The following is a 21105-nucleotide window of genomic DNA, read 5'->3' on the forward strand; positions in this document are numbered from 1 at the left end:
TAGCATCCCTCTCATGACTTCAACGCCCCCGCCCGACCGCCGCAGATGGTTCGCGCTAGCCATCGTGATGACCGCCGCCTTCATGGACCTGGTCGACGTCACGATCGTCAATATAGCGATCCCCAGCATCCAGCAGGACCTGGGCGCCGACTTCGGCGCGATCCAGTGGATCACCGCGGGATACGCCCTGGCCTTCGCAGCCGGGCTGATCACGGGCGGCAGGCTCGGTGACATCTACGGCCGCAAGCGCCTCTTCCTGATCGGCATCACCGGCTTCACGCTCGCCTCCGCGCTCTGCGGGTTCGCTCCCAACCCGGAGATCCTGGTCGCCTCCCGCATCCTCCAGGGCGCGATGGCGGCGCTGATGGTGCCGCAGGTGCTGTCGATCGTCCACGCCACGTTCCCCGCGCACGAACGCGGCAAGGTCTTCGGCCTGTTCGGCGCGGTCGTCGGCCTCGGCGCCGTGTCGGGTCCGATGCTGGGCGCGCTGCTCACCGAGTGGAACCTGTTCGGTCTGGGGTGGCGCCCGATCTTCCTCATCAACCTCCCGGTCGGCATCGCGGGCCTGATCCTCGGCATCCGCTTCATCACCGAGTCCAAGGCCCCCAAGGCGCTGCGCCTGGACCTCGTCGGCGTAGCGCTCGCGACGCTCGGCCTTCTCATGCTGATCTACCCGCTCACCCGGGGCGAGGAGCTGGACTGGCCGCTGTGGGGCCACCTGTCGATGATTGCCAGCCCGGCGGTCTTCGCGCTCTTCATCGCGTACGAGCGTTACAAGACCCGCAAGGACGGCTCCCCCCTCGTCGAACTCTCCCTCTTCAAGGTCAAGAGCTTCGCGGCGGGCATCGCGGTGCAGCTGACCTTCGGCGTGGCGCTCGGCATCTTCTTCCTGGTCTGGACGCTGTACATGCAGGTCGGCCTGGGCTGGAGCGCGCTGCGGGCCGGCACGACGGGCATCCCGTTCTCCATCGCGGTCTCACTCGCCGCAGGCCTCTCCGTACAGAAACTCGTCCCGCGCTTCGGCCGGAAGGTCCTCCAGGCCGGGGCGCTGACGATGGCGGCGGGACTCCTCCTCTACATCTGGGAGGCCGACCGGTACGGGACGGCCATCCAGTCCTGGCAGATGGCGCTGCCCCTCATCGTCATGGGCCTCGGCATGGGCCTGATCGTCGCGCCGCTGACCGACGCGGTGCTGTCCGACGTGCCGCGTGAGCACGCGGGCTCGGCGTCCGGCCTCATCAACACGATGGGACAGATGGGCAACGCGCTGGGCCTCGGCCTGGTGTCGGTCGTCTTCTTCGGCGTGATCGACGACGGCCTCGCACCGAGCGCGTTGGGCATGGCCTTCGTAGACGCGTTCCAGAACGCACTCTGGTGGACGACGGCGGTGCTGGTGGTCATCTTCTGCGTGATGTTCGCGCTGCCGGCGCGGCCGCGGCTGGGGGCGGAGGCAGCAGCCACCCCGGTGGCGAAGGAGCCGGCGCTCACTCTCTGACCCTTCTCCGCAGGCCACCCGACGGCGCCCGTGTCCCCTGGACACGGGCGCCGTACGGCATTCAGGAGGGCATCAGGCGCCCGAATATGTCCGTCGCCTGCCCGAATCTGTTTACATCCACGAAACCGAACCGTACTCTGCAAAGCGAAACCACAGGTTCGGGCATCGAACGGATGAAATCCCACATGTACGCACCGGAGCGCCAGCAGGAAATCCTCCGCCTCGCACGCGAGGGCGGACGGGTGGACGTGCTCTCCCTCGCCGAGACTTTCAAGGTCACCGCCGAGACCGTCCGCCGCGACCTCAAGGCCCTGGACCGCGCCGGCCTCCTGCGCCGCGTACACGGCGGAGCCATCCCCGCCGGCCGCCTCGACTTCGAGCCCGACCTGGCCGAGCGCGAGTCGACTGCCGCCGACGAAAAGGACCGCATCGCGCGAGCCGCCCTCGCCGAACTGCCCGACTCCGGCAGCGTCATCCTCGACGCCGGCTCGACGATCGCCCGCCTCGCGGCCGACGTACCGCTGGACGCCAGTCTCACGGTCGTCACCCACGCACTTCCCGTCGCCGCCCGCCTGGCCGACCACCCCGGCATCGACCTGCACCTCGTCGGCGGCCGAGTCCGCCACCGTACGCGCGCGGCCGTAGACGCCTGGGCCCTCCGTGCGTACGGCGAGATCCGCGCCGACGTGACGTTCCTCGCCACCAACGGCTTCTCCCCCGACAGCGGCCTCACCACCCCCGACCTGGCCGAGGCGGCAGTGAAACGCGCGTGTGTGGCGGCCGCCCGCCGCGTAGTGCTGCTGGCCGACTCCGCCAAGTACGGCCAAGAGCACTTCGCCCGCTTCGGCGACCTCACCGACGTAGATCTGCTCATCACGGACACCGGGCTCAGCCCGGAGGACGCCGCCGCCATCAAGGCAGCCGGCACCGAAGTGAAGTGTGTTTAGGAACGAGTGCACATGATCCTCACCATCACCCCCAACCCCAGCCTCGACCGGACGTACGAAGTCCCGTCCCTGGAGCGCGGCGAGGTGCTGCGCGCCACCGCCGACCGGATGGATCCGGGCGGCAAGGGCGTCAACGTCTCACGCGCGGTCGCGGCGGCCGGTCACCGCACCATCGCGGTCATGCCGCTGGGCGGGGCACCAGGGGCACTCGTAGCCGAACTCCTCAACGCCGAAGGCATAGAGGTCGCCCCGGTACCAGTAGCCGGCCACACCCGTTCCAACATCTCCATCGTCGAGCCCGACGGCACCCTCACCAAAATCAACGCCCCCGGCCCCGAACTCTCCCTCGCCGAGTCCGAGTCGCTGCTCACCACAACACAGAACGAGTCGACCGGCGCAGCCTGGATCGCCTGCTGCGGCAGCCTGCCACGCGGCCTCGCCCCCGAGTGGTACGCCGAACTCGTGGCCCGCGCCCACAAAGCCGGCGCCCGCATCGCCCTCGACACCTCGGGCCCGTCCCTCCTCGCGGCACTCCGCGAACGCCCGGACGTGGTGAAGCCCAATGCCGACGAACTGGCCCAGGCAGTCGGCCGCCCCCTCACCACCATCGGCGACGCGCTGAAGGCGGCGCAGGAACTCCGGGACGCGGGCGCGCGCATGGTCCTCGCCAGCCTGGGAGCCGACGGACAACTCCTCATCAGCGAAGAGGGCACGTACTACGCCACCTCCCAAGTCACCCTGATCCGCAGCAACGTCGGCGCGGGCGACGCCTCCCTGGCCGGCTTCCTCACCGCAGGAGGCGAGGGCCCGGACGCCCTCGCCTCCGCCGTAGCGCACGGCGCGGCGGCCGTGCAACTCCCCGGCAGCGTCATGCCGACGCCGGCCGACCTGAACCCGTCCGCGGTCACCGTGACAGCGGACGTGCCACTGGACCGCCCGCTGGCGGAGCCGGCCGCATGTGCACCACACCTTGTAAGGAGCCCGCGATGAGCCAGATGATCACCGCGGACCTGGTCGATCTCGACCTGGCCGCCGGCACGAAGGAAGAGGCGGCGCGTTCGCTGGCCGAGCGCATGGTGGCGCTCGGCCGCGTAACCGACCTCGACGGCTTCCTCGCCGACGTCGCGGCGCGCGAGGCACAGATGCCGACCGGCCTCGACGGTGGCATCGGCATCCCGCACTGCCGAAGCGAGCACGTCACCGAGCCCACACTGGCCTTCGGCCGCAGCTCACACGGCATCGACTTCGGCGCCCCGGACGGCCCGGCCGACCTGATCTTCCTCATCGCGGCCCCGGCAGGCGCGGACGACGCACACCTGACGATCCTCTCGGCCCTGGCCCGCCAGCTCATGAACGAGGATTTCACCTCGGCCCTCCGCGCGGCCGATGACCCGTCATCGACAGCGACCCTGATCCGCGGCGACACCCCGCAGGACGCGCCCACCACCGCTTCGCGGACCGAGGTGGCAGGAGGGGACGTGCTGGGGCGCTCCCCGCAGGGTGTCGAACGCGACCACCCCGAAGAAGGCGCGGTGCCCGAACGTTCGGCACCCGAGGAGACGCCGCAGCGCGGGACCGACCCCGAAGCACCCGCCCCGCCCGCCGCCGCTTCGCAGGCCGCTCCCTTCAGGATCGTCGCCGTCACTTCCTGCCCCACTGGCATCGCGCACACCTACATGGCAGCCGAAGCACTCGAACGGGCCGCAGTCCACAACAACGTCGAGCTGACGGTCGAAACCCAGGGCTCCGCCGGCTTCCAGCGCCTTGACCCCGCCGTAATCGCCGCCGCCGACGGCGTGATCTTCGCGCACGACGTGCCCGTACGCGACAAGGAGCGCTTCGCGGGCAAGCCAACAGTCGACGTAGGCGTGAAGGCAGGCATCAACCGCCCCGCCGACCTCATAACCGAAGTACGCGCCAAGCACCAACGCGGCGAGGTCACTTCACCGACCAAGGGCTCCCCAGTAGCCGAAACCGGAGAACCAGGCGAAGGCTACGGAACAAAGCTCCGCAAGTGGCTCATGTCCGGCGTCAGGTACTTGCGTCAAGACACTTGGGGAAAGTGCAGGTCAGAGCCATCATGGATGAAATTCTGGAGCGCTGGGCGACCGAACATGCGGCCAAGGCCCCAGCGATCGCCGTTGAAGAACTTCGCGAACTGGCAGACAGCCTCGGCATTGAACTGCCCGAATGATCCAACTACAGTGCGGCCCCCTCCCAGGAAGGTAGGGGGCCGCTCCGGCGTTACGGAGTGATCAGGACTGCTCGATCGCCTCGAAGATGTCGGCGTCGGTTTCCTTCTGCCAGTCCGGCAGTTCTGGCCAGTCCGCTACGTACCCCGGCTTGGGGTCTTCGAAGTGCTTGAACATTTGCGCTGTCCAGCAGATCGCGACGAAACGGCCCTTCTGCTCGCGCGACAGACGCGATGCGTGGTCGCCGCTGAGGTCGAGGAGTTGGCGCACCTGCTCGTACACAGAACCAGCGGCCTGGCGCTCCCACTCGGGGGTTTCCTCCCAAGGGGTGATGTAGCTCGCCTTCGGTTCACCAGGGAAGTGCTTTCGCACTCCAGTGAGCCACGCCTCTCGGAACACTCGTGCGCCCTCGATCTGCGGCATGCCTACCCCTCTCGTCATGTCTTGCTCAATGCGCCGATCTCGGCTCCAAGCTCGGCCACGCGGCTATCTCGGGCCAGTGGGCCGAACTCAGCTCGTAGCGTCTGGAGTCTACGGGCGACGTATCCGGAGGAAGATTCCCGCGCGAGTTGCAGGGCCTCATGGCCGAAGGTGATGACTTGGTCGGGATCGCGGCGCTTGGCTCCGATTGCGGCCAGGTCAGCAAGGACAACTCCTCGGCGGCGGAACGATTGTCCCTGGGCCAATGCGCCTTGGCCCAACGCTGCTTTCAGGGCTCGCTCAGCGAGGTCGAGACGGCCGAGCTGTACGTACCGGGCTCCGCGCTCCTCAGCCAGCCGTGAGCCGTCGAAGCGGAGCCATCCGCCGTTGTTGCCGGGCCCTGCCAGATGCGTAACTTTCTCTGCCTCATCAAGGGCACGTTCGCACGCTGTGAGGTCGCCCAAGCCCGCGTGGGCCTCGGCCTGGACGGATGCGACCCAATGCCGCGTGGCCAACGAGCTGTCCCCTCGCTTGGCGACCCTCTCGGCGGCCGACAGCACGTCTGTTGCCTCCTTAAATCGGTGCTCGTACACGTCGACGTATGCATGCCGCACGAGAGCGCAAGCCCAAAGGTCGAACGCTCCAGCCTCCTTGCTCGCTGACGCTGCAAGGGCATAGGAGTCGGTGGCGTCTGTGTACCGGTTGCTGTCGAAAGCGAGTTCTCCCGCGAGCTGGAAGAGGTCGCCGGCAGCACTGCACAACGGCTGCACCTGGGCGTCAGATCGGCCGGTCAACGTTCGGTTCAAGGACGATAGTTGCTCACTAACGATGGGACGCATAGAACGCTTGGAGCGTGCGAGCTGGTACACCTGCCATAGGTGACCGTTCATGCTTAGAAAGTCGGACGCAGTGCCTCGACGGGCGGCATCGTTCAGGGCCTCCCTGTCGTCGGCGGGCAGGGGTGCGAGCGTTCCGATTACCGCTATAGCCCGCAGAAATTCGCGTCGGATCATTTCCTCGGTGTCCCCCGAGCCGTAGTCGTTGCTGGGCGGTGTCCCCGCGGACTCCTGGGCTGGGGTTTGTGGCTGCGCAACCAGGGCGTCCAGTTCGGCAAGGTCTACTTGCAGGACCTCAGCGAGCTTGGGTCGTAGCGGCGGCTGAGGCGCGTTCTTATTGCTCTCCCAACGGCCGACCGTGGTGCGGTCGACGCCGAGTGCCTGGGCGAAGGTTTCTTGACTGTAGCCCAGGGCCTTGCGTCGCTCAGCAAGTCTCACGCGCGGTTCCCTCCTCCGCAGTGCCCGCAGTACGCGGACGGTGCACCCGGTGCATCGGATGTGCATCAAGACTGCCGCACAGATGCCGTGGAGCGCTTCGCCTTATGCCGGTTCCCTTGAGGTTGTCAGCAACGAGGGCAGCAAGGGGTGCCAATGGAGACGCAGAGCATCAACGCAGAAGCAAAACCACCACCTGAGCAAGAGGCGCAGGAGCAACCCATTACGGGTGTCACGGATGCGCAGCGGCGTGCGCTTGCTGAGGCGACGCAGACGTACACGGACATGGTGACGGCGCTTGCGGGGGCGGGCATCTACATGCCGGAGCTGCATATCGACATGGATCACCGGTCCAGCCACCCGCAACACATGATGATCTTGGGCTGGGTGTCGATGGGCAGTGCGCGGAAGCTGGTTCGCATTCTTGAGGCGGCCCGGCCGTGACTACTCGTCTCGTCCAGGTGGGCGACGTAGTAAGTGACGGTGCTCGATGCCAAGTTGGGGAAGTCAACGCCATCGACGGGGACCGGGTGGAGGTGTGCCGGCCTTCGGGCCTGACGTGGTGGGCGTCGAAGTACCACCTGCGTCCGGCGACTGCGAGGGAGCGCGAGCGCCTGGCGACGAACCGCCAACTCCGCCTGAAGTCCTTGGCGCGAACCGCCTTGTCTCCTCCTTCGTCGTCTTCCTGACCGCTGTCGCGGTCGGCGCGTTCTTCGTGGCCCTGTGGCTGAGGGCCAACCCGTAGAGACTCCCGAGACCTGGCAGAGCCTGTTTACCGGCAGTGGCAGGCGCGACGTACAGACCGGCGTCCTGTCGGGTCTCGGGGCACGACCACCACCCCCGCTGGGATGAGCTGTGCAAGCTCGGTCCCCCTTCGTCGCTTGCGCGGCGCGCGCCCCCTCGGCGGGGGTGGTGTACCAACCCTCGCTGATGGAGGCAACCACCAGCGAGACGCACTGAGGCGCAGCCATACCCGCAAGGCAATGCGGACGCCCGGTGCCGCCCCGTCTCCCGTTGATCAGTCGGGAGGCGGGGCCCCTAGACCCCCGTCCGCCTGCCCCTCGGTGGGGACGGAAGCAGGCGGGCGGGGTTGCACCACCATCGTGTCCGTACCGACAAAAGGGAGTCAGCCATGGCATGGGGAACCGGCAAGGGTGGCAGTGGCGGGGACGGCAAGCACTCGGGCGGCAAGGACCCCGGCACGTCCAAGCCGTCACCGGACAGTTCCAAGCCCAAGCCCGAACCGAAGCACGGGAAGTAAGGCGCGCTCCGCGATGACGAAGATGCAAGCGGCTGAGGAGATCGCCCTTCGCGGTCTCCTCGGCGCGGTTAATGAAGCCCTGGACGCGCCCCTTGCCCACGAGTGGGAACGCGCAATGTGGGCGGTACCCCGACACCAGTTCCTCCCGGACAAGATCTGGCTTGGGGATGACCTGACGACGTGTACGCGCGGCGTGGCCCCGGAAACGTGGCTGCGGACCGCGTACGCGGATGCTCCGGTGGTGACGCAGATCAACGACGGTGAGGACCCCGGTGAGGGGGAGCGCTGGCCTTCCTGCTCGGCGTCGGCCCCCTCGATCGTGCTGCGGATGCTCGACATGCTCAATCTGCTGCCGAACCATCGCGTTTTGGAGGTCGGCACGGGGACCGGATGGAACGCTGGCCTGCTGGCACACCGCCTGGGCGGTGATCAGGTGACCACCATGGAGGTGGATCCGGCCCTGTCGATGCAAGCTGCGGTCAACCTGAAGAACGTCCGCCTGGACCCGCACGTGGTCAGCGGCGATGGATCGGCCGGCTACCCGCCCGACGCACCGTACGACCGGGTCATTGCCACCTGCTCCGTGCGATCGGTACCCCCCGCATGGCTGGCGCAGACCCAATCGGGCGGCGTGATCCTCACCCCCTGGGAAACCCCCTGGTTCTGCTACGGCCTGCTACGCCTGAAGGTGACCGGTGACGGGAACGCCTGGGGCCGGTTCCATCCGCACTCGTCGTTCATGCTGATGCGCAACCAGCGCACTGACCTGCGCATCTACCGAGACGTTGTCCGCGATGATCACATGCCGCGCGAGTCGGTGACGCGCCTGTCCCCGTGGGCGGTGACCGGAGATGATTGGGCTGCCCAGTTCGCTCTCGGGCTCCAGCTCCGCGACGTGTGGCGGACCTGGCACGAGAGCCCCGGTGTGGACGGGGTGGCCTCGCGGCTGTGGCTGGCGACCACTGATGGGTCCTCGTGGGCGGCTGTCGACTGGGACGGGCACACCGATGAGCGGTTCACGGTGTGGGAGCACGGCCCGCGCGGCCTGTGGTCGGAAGTGGAAGCCGCTCACCACTGGTGGAGCCACGTCGGCAGTCCGGGCCCGGAACGCTTCGGCATGACCGTGACTCCGGACGGCCAGCACACTGCCTGGCTCGACTCCCTCGACCATCCGGTGCCCGTGATGGGCTGACCGCCTGCAACCTCCCCGGCCATCCACTCCCCTCCGTCGTGGGTGGTCGGGGCTGGCGTCGCAATGTTCCGGCCTTGCGGACGCAACCAAAGACCGGACCACCCCTGAGCCTGGCAGCACGCGGGGTGGTCCGGTCGGAGAGCCCCGTTCTGGACCCTGGTGCCGATGGTACCGGGGCTGTTGTCGTGCTCGCGTCCGGCCAGCCTCAACACTGCATGTGAACGTGTCGAGTTGCTGAACGGAAGAGAGTGAAGGCTTGCAGGATCGCGAGACGGTTGCTCGTTGCAACGCTGCCCCGTGGGTGGTGCACATGGTCACGCGGCTGGTTGGAGCGGCTTTGGCCGGTGTCCTGCCCGGTTTGGGGTCGGGCATGGTCAGGGGGCCGTACGCTGGCCCGGCAACTCGGGCAGGCTGTGCACCTGCCCGGAATTTGAACGAGTGGCCCCCTGGCCTTGCCCGACGCGGGACCCGAACCGGGGAGGTGGGTAAAGCCGCTTCGGCCGGCCGCCCCAGCCACAACAAACCCACCACGGCGGCGCGTATCCCTTCGGGCGGTCAGTCGTTGATGTGGCTGAGTGCACCACTCCCGTCCAGCTTGCTTCCCCTCGTGGGCCGGGCGGCATCCCTGACTGCCCCGAACACCGCGCCCGCCCCCCGGTCCCGTGGAGTTCGGGGCTTTCGGCTGCCTGGGTCGCCGCGGATTCCCGCTGGGGCGGGACAGCTGAGCTGTGCGCCTGGACGTGGTGTCTGCGTAGGTCGCTGTCGTGGATGTGGGCCTGGTGGTGTGGCTGCGGGATGGTCGGGTTGCTTCCTGGGCTCTGTCGGATCGCTTCTTGGGCCTTGCGCGCTGAGTGGACGGGGGCCGCCGGAGCGGTGGCGGAGACATGGAGCGTCGGCGGCCACGGGCCGCCAGCGCGCGCGGCCCGCGTGAGCGGGCCGCCTTGATCCAGTAAAGAAACTCTTAACAGCTCCGTTGCCGCCCTCATGGGACCTGATCCGCGAGGCGTTCCGGCTGCTGCCTCCCTCGCCCATGCCGCTCCCATCTCCGTATGACCTGATCTAGGCATGAATGCGCCGGTACGTTCCTCGGCTCGCCGGAAATTATCCACAGGGTCGCCGTTGCAGGATCGATTCCGTGGACACAACGCGCTTTCCATCAGCTTCCGCGTGCGCTCAAACCGGCTTGCTAACTGGGCGAGTTGGGCCGCGTGCTTCCTCTGCTTGCCGAACCGATGGGGGCTCGGTGGGGCCGGAGGGTTGTCCACAGGGTCAGGTGTTCGTGACTCGACGGGCTCGGCGGGGGCGAAACGCGAGAGGGGGCGTGTATGTGATCTGGGTCACGAGGCGTCACACGGCGGCAGATTCCGACACCTGTAGCAAGCGAACCCCCGGTTCTGCTCAATGCCGAGGGGCGGTGAGGGCGTGTGACGCACCGTCAGAAAAAAGATGAAAAAAGTCGGGCCCCGTTGTCTGAATCGGCCTTCTGGAACGGCTTGGTGTTAGTGAGGGGCAAAAAAAGGAGGGTCTGTGACGGGCGTCACAAATTGGCGGGGTCACACGCCCGCCCTCAAAGACACCTCTATGGGTGATCCCCCAGTCCATCCCCGCGCGTGGGATGGGCGCCTGAGCGGGGCGGGAGGGCAGGGCATGCGACAGAGAGGAAGTGAACGTGACGGGCGTCACAGAGTTTGGGCGGGGTGCGGTGTCACATCCGGGGGTTTCTCGCTCCCCTTCCTGGAGTGAGGGCGAAACGTCTGCCCGCCGGTCCGGTGGCGGCGGAACATAGCGCGCGATCGCCGGTTAGCCAAACCGGCGATTGTCCGGAACATCGAAGTCCCAGCACGAGAGGAGGGCGGCATGGCCCAGGTGAGTGAGCGCGCTTTGTGGAGGGCGCGGCCGGTGCGTGGAGCCGGTCTTTGCGGAATCTCTTCGACCTGTGTTGCCAGGGGTCGAACGGGATCGAAAAGGCATCGAGAGGGGTCGAGTGGGATTCACGCCCACTCCGTGTTTCCTCCGGGTGCTGGTGCCCGGTTCGATCTGTCCTCGGCCTTCATGCAGGGTGCTGGGAGGACGGCAATTCAGGGGCAGGTGGCGGCACTGCTGTGTGCCGGAAATGCCCGTCAGGCGGGACGGGCGGAAATTGGCTTCCCGCCTGGTGACCTGTTCGTCCATCCGCTCTTGGGTGTGGCCGGCGGCCCTGCTAAGCATGGCGGGGGCTTGCCCTGGCGGGTGATGGGCTTGCTGAGAGGCTTGCCGTGGCGGGTCAGGCGGTGGTTACCCCGGCGAGGGCAAGCCTTTGGGCAAGCCCTGCTGAGTTGGATGCGGAGCATGAAGGAACGGCACGGAAGCAAGGCGGGGAGACAGGAAATGACCGAGAACGAGATAGCGGCGCTGGACGAGGAATTGACCGACGTGTGTGCGTCGATCGCCCGTATTGATGCGATGGTCAGGGAAATAGCGGCGGCTATCGTTCCCGCTGTTCCTGCACATGCGCTGCGAGGCGAGACAGTGTTTCCTCGATCCGCTTGATGGCGGTCTTGAGCTCCGCGACTTCTTCGGCGAGGGATTCGGCGCTGGGGCCGGGAGTGAGGTCGGCTGTTTCGGCTATCTCCTCCCGGCCATCAGCCGGCGCGGCGGTGGCGCTGTTGCGAACGAAGCTGCCTCGCCCCTGGACGCTGTAGATCAGCCCCTCGCTTTTCAGCAGCCGCAGGGTGTTTTGCACGGTGGAGCTCGCGATGCCGTACCGCTCTTGCAGGGTCCGCGAGGAGGGCAGCTTGTCGCCGGGCTTCAGGCGGCCGGATGTGATCTCTTCCCGGAGGAGTTCGGCGGCCTGGAGGTAGGGGGGCCGGTCGTCGGCCTCGAAGTCCAGTGTCATGCCCGCAGGATACGGGCGCACCCGCTACGTGGCGACACACTCGCACCACCCGGCTCCATGCTGTAGCGCATCACTCCTCAAACCAACTGTTGCGCAACACTCACTGATGTGGCACTGTTGTGATCCGGGCCGAACACGCGGCCCAAACGATGGAAGGAAGTAACACCCATGGCACGCATCCGCGTTGGCCTGCTGGACACCACGGCGTTCATGGTCGGCACCCTGCCGGTGCCGAAGTACACCGATCAGGAGAAGACCCAGTTCGCCCTCGACCGTGAGACGAATCAGAGGCTCTACACGGTGACCGTGTTCCTGATGGAGGAAGAGCGGGCGGAGGCCATGAAGATCACCGTTGCGGCGGACGGCCTGCCGGACGGTCTCAAGCCCGGTGTGCCGGTGCGGCCCGTCGAGCTGTTCGCCACCCCGTGGGCCCGCATCTTCAACGGCTCCCTGAACGACGGCATCGCCTACCGAGCCGCTGCGCTCGAACTCCTGATCCCGGCCGCTGCCGGTGAGCCGGTCAAGAAGGCAGCCGCGTGACACAGCCCGCTCTCCGGTTCGGCGCTGAGGCGGTCTACCCGATCCCTCACGCCGGACCGGACCCCCGGTTCTCCGAATCCCTCATCAACTCCGTGGCCGCGCTCCTCGTCGGCTACGGATACCCGCCCTTCGCCGCCCTGGATGACTGGGCGGCCCTCGAAATGGCCCTTGCGGCCTTCCTCTACGAACACAAGGACACCAAGTGACAGTGCAGGAACTGAACGGCTACGCCCCCCTGGTGGTGGTAGCGGCCCTGACCCTCATCACCATCTGGGCGGTGATCTGGATAGTCCGCTACGCCCTGGCGGACAAGATGACGCGGGCCAGCATCCGGCAGGCAGTGCGGGTGCGCTGGACTTGGAAGCGGCTCGCGCCGATGGCCGGTCTGTCGGTCACAGACAAGACGCCCACCCCACTGGCGGCGTTCTCCACCACTGAGGGCAAGACGCCGAAACCGCGGGTCCTCATCCCGGCCCTGAAGGTGAAGCCCGACCAGTTCGGGATCGTCGGGCGGGCCAACTGCCTGCCCAAGGTCAGCTTGGATGAATTCCAGAAGGCCGCCCCGTATCTGGCGGACGCCTGGCGCTGTGAACGGGTTTCAGTCCTGCCGGACGGCCCCGGCCAGGTGATCATCCGTGGCGTGCGCGTGGACCCGCTCACCACCCGAACCGAACACGTCCCCACCGGTGCGGTGCCCAAGAAGGCTGCCATCTGGGACCTTGGGGTGGACGAGTACGCCCAGCCCGTGGTGGTGGACCTGTCCCAGGTGCCGGGCGTGACCGTGGCCGGCCTTCCCGGCTTCGGCAAGACCTCGCTCATCAACCGTCTGATCTGCGACTGGGCGCCCTCGCCCGCAATCCAGTTCGTCGGCTTCGACGGCAAGGTGTCCAAGGCGCACGAAGGCGACTACGCCGACCTGGTGAAGCGCATGTTCGCCTTCGTCGGGGACGACCTGGAGGACGCGAACAAGCTGTTCAACCGCCTCGTGGACCTGCGCCGGGCCCGCTCCTCCTCCATCCGTGCCGTGCTCGGCGTGAAGAGCATGTGGGATGTCGGTCCCTCCGCCGCGTGGCCGCTGGTCGTGGTGGTCATCGACGAAGCGCACACGTTCTTCCGCGACTACAAGGGCAGCGACCCCAAGACGAAGAAGCTCGCGGCGCTGGCGGCGGAGAACGCCCGGCTCGTGGAAGACCTGGTCAAGAAGGGCCGCAGCGTCGGCATCCTCGTCATCCTGGCCACACAGAAGTCCACGGGTGACGCCATCCCCACGTTCATCCGTGACGTGTGCCCGGTCGGCCTGTCCTTCGCGCAGAAGACCGCCGAAGCCTCGGTCGCCGCGCTGGGAGAGGACATCCGTAACTGGGACGACGCCAACCCCATCAACCTCCAGGACCCGGCCTATGTCGGCGTCGCCTCCATGAGCCACCAGTCACGCCCCGGCTTCGCCCGCATCCGCACCCCCTACGTGGCCGACGCCGACGCAGCACAGATCGCTGACGAGACCGCCCACCTCACCTACGACCCCGCCGAACTCCTCGAAGCGGTCATGGGCCCGCGCGTGTGGGACGCCCCGGTGGACATGACGAAGCCCGACGCACAGGCAGCCTGACCCCAACACCCCTGCACCTACGAATCACTTGAAGGGAGGTGAATCCTCATGAATGAGGACCGGATCACTCAGCGCACGGTGACCGTGGTCATGGTCGTCATCGCCGCCCTCGCGTTCGTCTTCTCCTTCGGTAACGTCTGGGCGCTGGCCCTGCGGCTCGGCGTCCCCGGCCCGATCGCCCCCCTGATCGCGCCCATGGTGGACCTGTCCGTGGTCGGGCTCCTGGTGGCCCTGCGCTACCTGTCCCTGCGCGGCGTCCCGCCCGAGGAGATGAAGGCGGCCACACGCCTCATGCACGTCTCCGGACTGCTGACCCTGGCCCTCAACATCGCGGAACCCATCGCCGCCGGACACTACGGACGCGCCGCCGTGGACGCGGTCGCCCCGCTCCTCCTCCTCGGATGGGGCACGGTCGGCCCCGGCCTCCTGCGCCACTTCCACGCCGTAACCGCGACCGCCCCGGCACCTTCCCCGGCCCCGGCCGAGGTGACCGACCCAGCCCCGGCGGCTGTCCCTGTCGAGACGGCACCGGAACCTGTGCCCGCCGTGGTCGATACGTCGCAACCGGTGCCCGCTCCCATCCCCGCCGCACCCGCGCCAGTGCCCGTCACACCTGCGGCACCTGCGGTGAAGGTCCCTGAGCCGCTTCTTGAAGAAGCCCGCTCCATCGCCGCGTCCCACCACACGGAGCACGGCGAGACCATCACTGCCGCCCAGCTCAAGCGACGGCTCGGCATCGGCCTGCCCATGGCCAACGCCCTGCACGCGGCCCTGTCCGCCTGACCTTCCGCCGGCCTTCCCGGCAAGCCCCGTCTCCCTGCCCTATCGGGCTCCATCAGTGACGCCCCGAACGGCACGTGCCGCGTTCAGCGCCGTTCGGGGCGTCGACCACTCAACCCACAAGGGGGCTATTCCAGTATGAACCGGACACCGATTCTGCGCCACATCATCAGCCCCGCCGTACGGGACCTGGTGGAACTGGCCAACCTCGACAACTTCGACCGCGTCACCGAACAAGTCCGCAACCTGCGCGGCTGCACCCGCCCCGTCAACCTCGTCGGCTGGACCACCACCACCGACACGGCGACCAACACTGTTCTGCGCTCCTACTCCACTGCTGACGAACCCACCGGACGGCTCCTGACCGCGTGCGGCAACCGCCGCTCGTCGCGCTGCCCGGCCTGCTCCCGCCTCTACGCCGCCGACACCTACCACCTGATCAAGGCCGGGCTGTCCGGCGGCAAGACCGTTGCCGAAAGCGTCCGCACCCACCCCCGCGTCTTCGCCACCTTCACCGCCCCCTCCTTCGGCCCCGTCCACAACCGCCCCACCACCCCCACGGGCAAGCGCCTGCCCTGCCGCTGCGGCGAACACCACCCCGAAGACGCCCCCATCCTCGGCACACCGCTCAACCCCGCCACCTACGACTACACGGGCGCCGTGCTCTGGAACGCCCACGCCGGTGCCCTGTGGGCCCGCTTCACCATCTACCTCCGCCGCGAGCTGGCCGCCCACCTCGGCATGACACAGAAAGCGCTGAAGGCTGCCCTTCGAATCTCGTTCGCCAAGGTTGCCGAGTACCAAGAACGCGGCCTGGTCCACTTCCACGCCGTCATCCGCTTCGACGGCCCCGACGGACACACCACTGCGCCCCCCGCCTGGGCCACCGTTGACGCACTGGATCACGCCGTGAAAGAGGCCGCCCGGCGCGCCGTGCTCACCGTCGAATCCGACACCGTTGGTGATCACCGCATCGCCTGGGGCGAGAGGATCGACGTACGCGAAATCACCGCCCTCGGTGACGGCGAACTCACCGATCAGAAGGTGGCTGGCTATGTCGCCAAGTACGCCACCAAGAGCGCCGAGGGCTCCGGCACCGTAGACCGCTCGTTGGTCTGCCACCCCTGCGGCGGACGCGGCTACCTGCGCGGCCCGGACAACTTCCGGGACCTGTGTACCGACTGCGACGGCACGGGGCAGGCCGAACCGCTCAAGGACCTCCGCGTGCAGCGCCACGTACGCCAGATGATCCACACCGCCTGGGCGCTCGGCCACCTGCCGGAATTCGCGGAACTCAAGCTCTGGAAGTGGGCCCACATGCTCGGATTCCGCGGCCACTTCTCCACCAAATCCCGCGCCTACTCCACCACCCTCGGGGCACTGCGCGACGTACGCCGCACCTGGCGCACCGAACAGGCCCGTGCCCGCGCCGGCCTTCCCGCCCCCGACGAAAACACCACCCTCGTCACCGAATCCTCCTGGCAATACCTCGCCTCGGGCTACCGCCCCGGCGAAGAGCTCCTCGCTGCCCAAGCCCGCCACGAGATCACACAAGCCCGCGAGCATGCCGAATGCGCCAAGACAGAGGGAGAGGTCTGGCAGTGACCACCGCTGTTAAGCATCCCGAATGCTCTCGGCCCCGTGAGGATGACCCTGTCGCCCAGCTCATCGAGGCGTGGGCAGCGCGACATGCGAAAGCTGCCCCCCGCTTGGGCGAGGGACAGCTTGAGACACTGCGAGACCTGTTTCAGTGAGGCGCCCGGAAGACTGGCTCCAACAGGTCGGGGTCGAACTGGCTGCTGCGCGCACGCCCCTTCGGAAGCGGATGGATGATCACCGCTTGCAGGACCGTCGCCGCTGCTTTGCGCTTCTGGCGCATGTCGAACTCGTCCCACTTCTCACGGGTGAAACCGGCAAGGAAGTTCTTGGCGGCCTGCTCGGCGTAGAACTCGGTGCGGTCCTTCTGGGACTCGCTGATCTGTGCATCGTTGCTGTCCCGGAACTCCAGGTACTCAGCCAGACTGAACGTCCCCGCGTCATAGCTGTTCTTGATTTCCTGGCGCTTGGCCAATAGCGCCTGCAACGTCTCTTCGCCGTACCACGTCTTCTCGTCGGGCTGCATGGCAGAGAACTGCTCTTCCAGCACCTTGATAACCACTAGCTCTATGGCCTTGTCCACGTAGTCAGCCCGGCGGCTCACCTTGTTGCAGCGTGGCTCACCGCACCGGTACCGGTCTTGCTTATTCGTCCCGCCGGGGCCCATGCCCTTGATCTTCGCCAGACACATGTTCCCCTTCTCGTCCACGTACCCACACCGCGCGATGTTGGTCAGGAAGAAGCGTCGGGTGGCCTCCGCGATCTCTCGGTAATCCTTCTTTCCTTCCCGCTTGACCTTGTCGCGGAAGCGGGAAGTTGCCGTATCTCCATCCAGGTTGAACCACACGCTGCACCGCCCAATGAGCTTGTACCACTCCTCTGGCGTGCAGATGGTGTCCCACTCGCCTACGACCGGTTCACCGGTCTTCGGGTCGGCCACCAGCTCGCCGTTGATCATCCTGTATCCGCAGAGAGCCGGGTTCGTGAGCATGTACTGAACCGGGGTGACGGCCCACTTGTTTCCCCGGTTCGTCAGATAGCCGCTCTTGTCCAGGTGCGCGACGATGCTGGTCCACGCCTTGCCCGCCAAGGCAAGATCGACTGCCTCGCGCAGAACCTTGGCTTCCTTCGGTTCCAGCTTCTCGTTCACCAAACGCCCGGTCTTGGGGTCTGGCCCCTTCCACCCGAAGCGGCGCGGCCCGGTTGGCTTCCCCTCCAACGCCTGGTCCCGCACATTGCGCTTGACCCTGCGCTTGACCTTGACTACTTCGCGCTCGCCCATGGCGGAAGTCAGCAGACCCCGGATCATCTCGGCGTCGCTGTGCACGTCCAAGACGGTCTTGGTATCGGTCACGCCGTACAGTCCGCGCTTGTCGACAGTGAGCGCCCGGTGCAGTCGTAGGTAGTCCTCGGGGAGTCGCACAACGCGCTCCTCCTCCACGACGAAGATGCCGTGGATGGGATAGCCCTCCTCGACCTGGCGGGCTCGAAGGTCGCGTACCAACCGCAAGAAGGCCGGCCGCTCGATGTCCGGGTCTGCTGCCGTGATGTGGTTGTCCGTGTACCGGTAGAGGATCGCGCACCCGTGCTGCTGGGCGAACTCGTCGCAGTTGCGGTGCTGGCGGGATACGCCGATCTCGTTGCGCTTGTCCCTGGTGATCCGGGCGTACGAACAGCATGGCTTGCGGCCGTCCAGCCACTCCTCGAAGGTTCGGCCCTCGTCAAGTGCCTGTTGTAGGTCGGGATGTATCTGCCACTTGGAAGACGCCTTCACCGCTGCTAGCCTCTCGCCGTCAGGTCAAGTACCTGGGCGATAGTAGCCCGTCAGCTACATGGTCCCGTTCGTGGCCGCAGGCGGCCTCCTCATAGCCCTGGGCTTCGCCATCGGCGGCTACGAGATCAACAAGGCCCCCTCGGTCATCGAGCACTTCGCCTGGACGGACACCACCAGCTGGGCCGCGCTGATGTTCCAGATCGGAGGCGTGGCCTTCGGCTTCCTGGTACCGGTCCTGGCCGGCTACATCGCGTACGGAATGGCGGACAGGCCAGGCCTGGTCCCCGGCTTCGTAGGCGGCGCAATCGCTGTATCCATCAACGCCGGCTTCCTGGGCGGACTGGTGGCGGGCCTCATCGCGGGCGCGGTAGTGATGGCGATCCAGAAGCTGAAGGTCCCGACCCCACTCCGCGGCATCATGCCGGTGGTGGTGATCCCCCTGATCTCCTCGATCATCGTCGGCTTCCTGATGTTCCTGGTGATCGGCGAGCCGATCGCGAAACTGCAGAGCGCGCTCACCGACTGGCTGTCCAGCCTCTCCGGCGCCAACGCGATCATCCTCGGCGTCATCCTCGGCCTGATGATGGCGTTCGATCTCGGCGGCCCGCTCAACAAGGTCGCCTACGCCTTCGCGGTAGGCGGTCTCGCCAACCCCAACGAGGGCAGCCTCAAGGTCATGGCCGCCGTCATGGCAGCCGGCATGGTCCCGCCCCTCGCGATGGCGCTGGCCACGACCGTACGCCGCAGGCTCTTCACCAAGGCGGAGCGCGAGAACGGCAAGGCGGCCTGGGTGCTGGGCGCGTCGTTCATCACCGAGGGAGCGATCCCGTTCGCAGCGGCGGACCCGCTGCGCGTGATCCCGGCGGCGATGGCCGGCGGCGCGGTGACCGGCGCCCTGTCGATGGCCTTCGAGTGCACGCTGCGCGCCCCGCACGGCGGCATCTTCGTGGTCCCGCTGATCGGCAACCCGTTCCTCTACCTGATCGCCATCCTGGCCGGAACGGCGGTCAGCACAGCCCTGGTAATCCTCCTCAAGGGCCTGCGCAAAACACCCCAGCCCACAACCGCCGGCCACGCCCCCACCCAGCCCGACAAGGTCGCGGTAGCGGCCTGACACCACCAGGGTCGACGCACCGTCACCGTCACCGCACCCGCGCGCGAAGCTCCATCGCTTCGCGCGCGGCGCGTTCCGTTTCGTACACCTCGCACATGTGGCGGCCGTCCGGCGTCGCCGTGTGCTCGACCTCCCAGAGGCTGACCTCGCTGTTGTCGCACAGCAGGAACGCGTGCTCGTACAGCGTGAAGCCGGCGTCCCGGCCTTCCACGCTGCACTGGCGGCCGAAGGCCTGCGTGATCTGGTGGGCGACGGCGCCGCTCAGACGCAGTGCGATGTCCTGCCCGGGCCGCCCGGCGTTCTCGGCGCGCCGGAGGACCCGGCGTGCGTGGTCGGCGGATTCGTCCGGGATGAAGATGCGCCGGGCAGCGGCCGGCCGCGTGGCCATGAGCGTGGCAAGGATTTCGAGGTCGGCGTCAAGCTCGGCGTCCCCGCCGTCCGGGTCGCGCCCGTCCGCATCCCCACCGGGCACCCCGAAGGCCTCCGCGCCGCCAGGGCTCGGCAGTCTGGACGCGGCCAGCCGGACCTCCGCCGCCTCCGCGTACAGCTCGTGCTGCGTGGAGCCGTCGCGCCCCGCGTTGTGCGCCAGCTCCCACAACACGAGCGAGGTGCCGTCAGCCAGCAGGAACGCATGCTTGAACGTCTCGCGGTGCAGCCCCGCGCTGTGGTGCGAGGAGTGCAGGGACGTGCTGTGTGCCAGCGCCGATTCGAGCCGCTCCACAGTCGCGTCGGGCAGGTCGAACGAGTTGAGTGCGCGCCCCAGGAGTCGCTCGAGGTGCTCCTCGGTTGTCTCGTACGGATCGCTCAAGGGTTTCTCCAGGCCGTCGCCGCTTGTTACTTGCCGAGTGCTCAACGTAGCCCCTGGGTCTGACAACGTCGCCGGGGTTGAGCAAAACGAAGGGGGCGCACCCAAGGTTCCCGCGCCTCCTGGCCAACTCGCCCCGCCAGTACGTCAGTAGAGGTCCCGGTACGCCGGGTAAACACCCCCGGGCCCCTCCACCCCCTCCGCCGCCAGCACGGCTTTCACCACCGCACGGGTCAGCGTGTCCGCACCCGCCCCCAGTACCTCGTTGAGGGCGGCCGCCCCGGCGTGCGCCGCGAAAGCGGGCTCCGCCGACCCTGCCAACAGCGGTTTCGTACCCGTAGCGAGCGCGAAAACGGTGTCCCCGTCGGTGAGCAGATGCACGGGCCGCACGGCGCGCGCGAGCCCGTCGTGCGCCGTACCGGCGAGCTTCTGCGCCTGCGCGCGGGTCAGCTCGGCATCCGTGGCGACAACAGCCAGGGTGGTGTTCAACGGGGGAAGCGCGGCACCATCCGCCCGCCGCTGGGTCTCCACCCGCGCGTCGGCCAGCCTGAGCTGCGCCGCCGCGTGCACCTCCGCCGCCGGATACTCGCACCGACCGTCGAAGTAGCTCCCGTAGAGCACCCCCGTCAGCGGATCGACGGCCGAACCGGCGGCGTTGACGACCACGAGCGCCCCCACCGTGGCACCCGAGTCCAGCATCACGGAGGCCGTGCCGACGCCGCCCTTCATCGCTCCCGCGACCGCACCCGTTCCCGCACCCACCCCGCCCTGCGCCACGGGCGCCCCGAGGTCCGTACGCGCGGCGTCCTCGGCGGCGGCCCGTCCCGTCGCGTCGTCCGGCCTGGCCCGCCAGTCGCCTCCGCGCCCCAGGTCGAAGAGGCAGGCGGCCGGGACGACCGGCACCACCTGCGCCGGGCCGGGCCCGACCCGGAAGCCCCGGCCCTGGTCCTCCAGCCAGGCCATCACCCCGGAAGCGGCGTCGAGACCGAAGGCGCTGCCGCCCGTCAGAACGATGGCGTCCACGCGCTGAACCAGATTGCGCGGGTCAAGGGCGTCCGTCTCGCGGGTGCCCGGGCCACCGCCCCGGACATCCACGGCTGCGACCGCCCCGCCCTCCGGCGCCAGCACGACGGTGGTGCCGCTCAGCGCCCGGTCACCCGGCACGTTCGCGTGGCCGACCCGCAGTCCGGCCACATCGGTCAGGGCGTCCGCCCTCGTCTGGTGTCCCATGAAG

General features: G+C 67.8%; 17 protein-coding genes and 2 pseudogenes. 13 read left to right on the forward strand and 6 right to left on the reverse strand.

What is annotated here, in order from left to right; all coding sequences use genetic code 11:
• The first annotated feature begins 13 nt into the window (after positions 1-13).
• The 4 genes and pseudogenes from J7E89_RS22475 to J7E89_RS22490 all read left to right on the forward strand — a co-directional run.
• Positions 14-1495 (forward strand): MFS transporter, encoded by a 1482-nt coding sequence (locus tag J7E89_RS22475; RefSeq protein WP_214976169.1) that lies wholly within the window; start codon positions 14-16, stop codon positions 1493-1495.
• Between the two features lie 185 nt (positions 1496-1680).
• A complete protein-coding gene (locus J7E89_RS22480) occupies positions 1681-2442 on the forward strand; it encodes a DeoR/GlpR family DNA-binding transcription regulator (protein ID WP_214976170.1) in 762 nt (253 codons plus the stop codon).
• Positions 2443-2454: 12 nt separating this feature from the next.
• A complete protein-coding gene (gene pfkB / locus J7E89_RS22485) occupies positions 2455-3432 on the forward strand; it encodes a 1-phosphofructokinase (RefSeq protein ID WP_214976171.1) in 978 nt (325 codons plus the stop codon).
• Positions 3429-4484: pseudogene (locus J7E89_RS22490) on the forward strand (fructose PTS transporter subunit IIA); the annotation flags it as partial. The gene pfkB and the pseudogene J7E89_RS22490, both read left to right, overlap by 4 nt.
• A 213-nt stretch (positions 4485-4697) precedes the next feature.
• On the opposite strand, the gene J7E89_RS22495 reads toward J7E89_RS22490, so the two are convergent.
• A complete protein-coding gene (locus tag J7E89_RS22495) occupies positions 4698-5057 on the reverse strand; it encodes a hypothetical protein (RefSeq protein ID WP_214976173.1) in 360 nt (119 codons plus the stop codon).
• A 14-nt stretch (positions 5058-5071) separates the two neighbouring features.
• Positions 5072-6328 carry a helix-turn-helix transcriptional regulator gene (locus tag J7E89_RS22500; RefSeq protein WP_214976174.1) on the reverse strand — a complete coding sequence of 419 codons (1257 nt, stop codon included), beginning with the start codon at positions 6326-6328 and terminating at the stop codon, positions 5072-5074.
• Between the two features lie 153 nt (positions 6329-6481).
• Between J7E89_RS22500 and J7E89_RS22505 the strand changes: the two genes are divergently transcribed.
• The 3 genes from J7E89_RS22505 (at position 6482) to J7E89_RS22510 (ending at position 8778) form a co-directional block, all read left to right on the forward strand.
• The gene (locus J7E89_RS22505) at positions 6482-6769 is read left to right on the forward strand and encodes a hypothetical protein (protein ID WP_214976175.1); all 288 of its coding nucleotides are present in this window, start codon (positions 6482-6484) and stop codon (positions 6767-6769) included.
• A 688-nt stretch (positions 6770-7457) separates the two neighbouring features.
• A complete protein-coding gene (locus J7E89_RS41880; protein WP_285439273.1) occupies positions 7458-7586 on the forward strand; it encodes a hypothetical protein in 129 nt (42 codons plus the stop codon).
• A gap of 13 nt (positions 7587-7599) precedes the next feature.
• Positions 7600-8778 (forward strand): methyltransferase domain-containing protein, encoded by a 1179-nt coding sequence (locus J7E89_RS22510; protein WP_214976176.1) that lies wholly within the window; start codon positions 7600-7602, stop codon positions 8776-8778.
• A gap of 2464 nt (positions 8779-11242) precedes the next feature.
• Here the strand turns inward: J7E89_RS22510 and J7E89_RS22515 are convergent.
• Entirely contained in the window at positions 11243-11653 is a 411-nt protein-coding gene (locus tag J7E89_RS22515; protein ID WP_214976177.1) for a GntR family transcriptional regulator, read from the reverse strand.
• 168 nt (positions 11654-11821) lie between these two features.
• On the opposite strand from J7E89_RS22515, the gene J7E89_RS22520 reads away from it, so the two are divergent.
• The 5 genes from J7E89_RS22520 to J7E89_RS22540 all read left to right on the forward strand — a co-directional run bounded on the left by J7E89_RS22520 (position 11822) and on the right by J7E89_RS22540 (position 16187).
• Entirely contained in the window at positions 11822-12193 is a 372-nt protein-coding gene (locus J7E89_RS22520; protein WP_214976178.1) for a hypothetical protein, read from the forward strand.
• Positions 12190-12399, forward strand: a complete 210-nt coding sequence (locus tag J7E89_RS22525) for a hypothetical protein (RefSeq protein WP_214976179.1) — start codon at positions 12190-12192, stop codon at positions 12397-12399. The genes J7E89_RS22520 and J7E89_RS22525 overlap by 4 nt, the downstream gene beginning before the upstream one ends.
• Positions 12396-13802: an FtsK/SpoIIIE domain-containing protein gene (locus tag J7E89_RS22530; protein ID WP_308315567.1), complete on the forward strand. Its 1407-nt coding sequence runs from the start codon at positions 12396-12398 to the stop codon at positions 13800-13802. Before J7E89_RS22525 ends, J7E89_RS22530 begins: the two co-directional genes overlap by 4 nt.
• Positions 13803-13850: 48 nt before the next feature.
• Entirely contained in the window at positions 13851-14585 is a 735-nt protein-coding gene (locus J7E89_RS22535) for a DUF2637 domain-containing protein (RefSeq protein WP_214976180.1), read from the forward strand.
• 135 nt (positions 14586-14720) lie between these two features.
• Positions 14721-16187 carry a replication initiator gene (locus J7E89_RS22540; protein ID WP_214976181.1) on the forward strand — a complete coding sequence of 489 codons (1467 nt, stop codon included), beginning with the start codon at positions 14721-14723 and terminating at the stop codon, positions 16185-16187.
• A 142-nt stretch (positions 16188-16329) separates the two neighbouring features.
• On the opposite strand, the gene J7E89_RS22545 is transcribed toward J7E89_RS22540, so the two are convergent.
• A complete protein-coding gene (locus J7E89_RS22545) occupies positions 16330-17952 on the reverse strand; it encodes a recombinase family protein (RefSeq protein ID WP_214976182.1) in 1623 nt (540 codons plus the stop codon).
• 49 nt (positions 17953-18001) lie between these two features.
• On the opposite strand from J7E89_RS22545, the pseudogene J7E89_RS22550 reads away from it, so the two are divergent.
• Positions 18002-19066, forward strand: a pseudogene (locus J7E89_RS22550) (PTS fructose transporter subunit IIC); the annotation flags it as partial.
• A gap of 28 nt (positions 19067-19094) precedes the next feature.
• Here the strand turns inward: J7E89_RS22550 and J7E89_RS22555 are convergent.
• The gene (locus J7E89_RS22555; protein WP_214976183.1) at positions 19095-19874 is read right to left on the reverse strand and encodes a DUF6227 family protein; all 780 of its coding nucleotides are present in this window, start codon (positions 19872-19874) and stop codon (positions 19095-19097) included.
• A 144-nt stretch (positions 19875-20018) separates the two neighbouring features.
• Positions 20019-21101 carry a P1 family peptidase gene (locus J7E89_RS22560; protein WP_214976184.1) on the reverse strand — a complete coding sequence of 361 codons (1083 nt, stop codon included), beginning with the start codon at positions 21099-21101 and terminating at the stop codon, positions 20019-20021.
• Positions 21102-21105: the final 4 nt, after the last annotated feature.

It is taken from the genome of Streptomyces sp. ISL-100 (assembly GCF_018614615.1).
Lineage (GTDB): Bacteria > Actinomycetota > Actinomycetes > Streptomycetales > Streptomycetaceae > Streptomyces.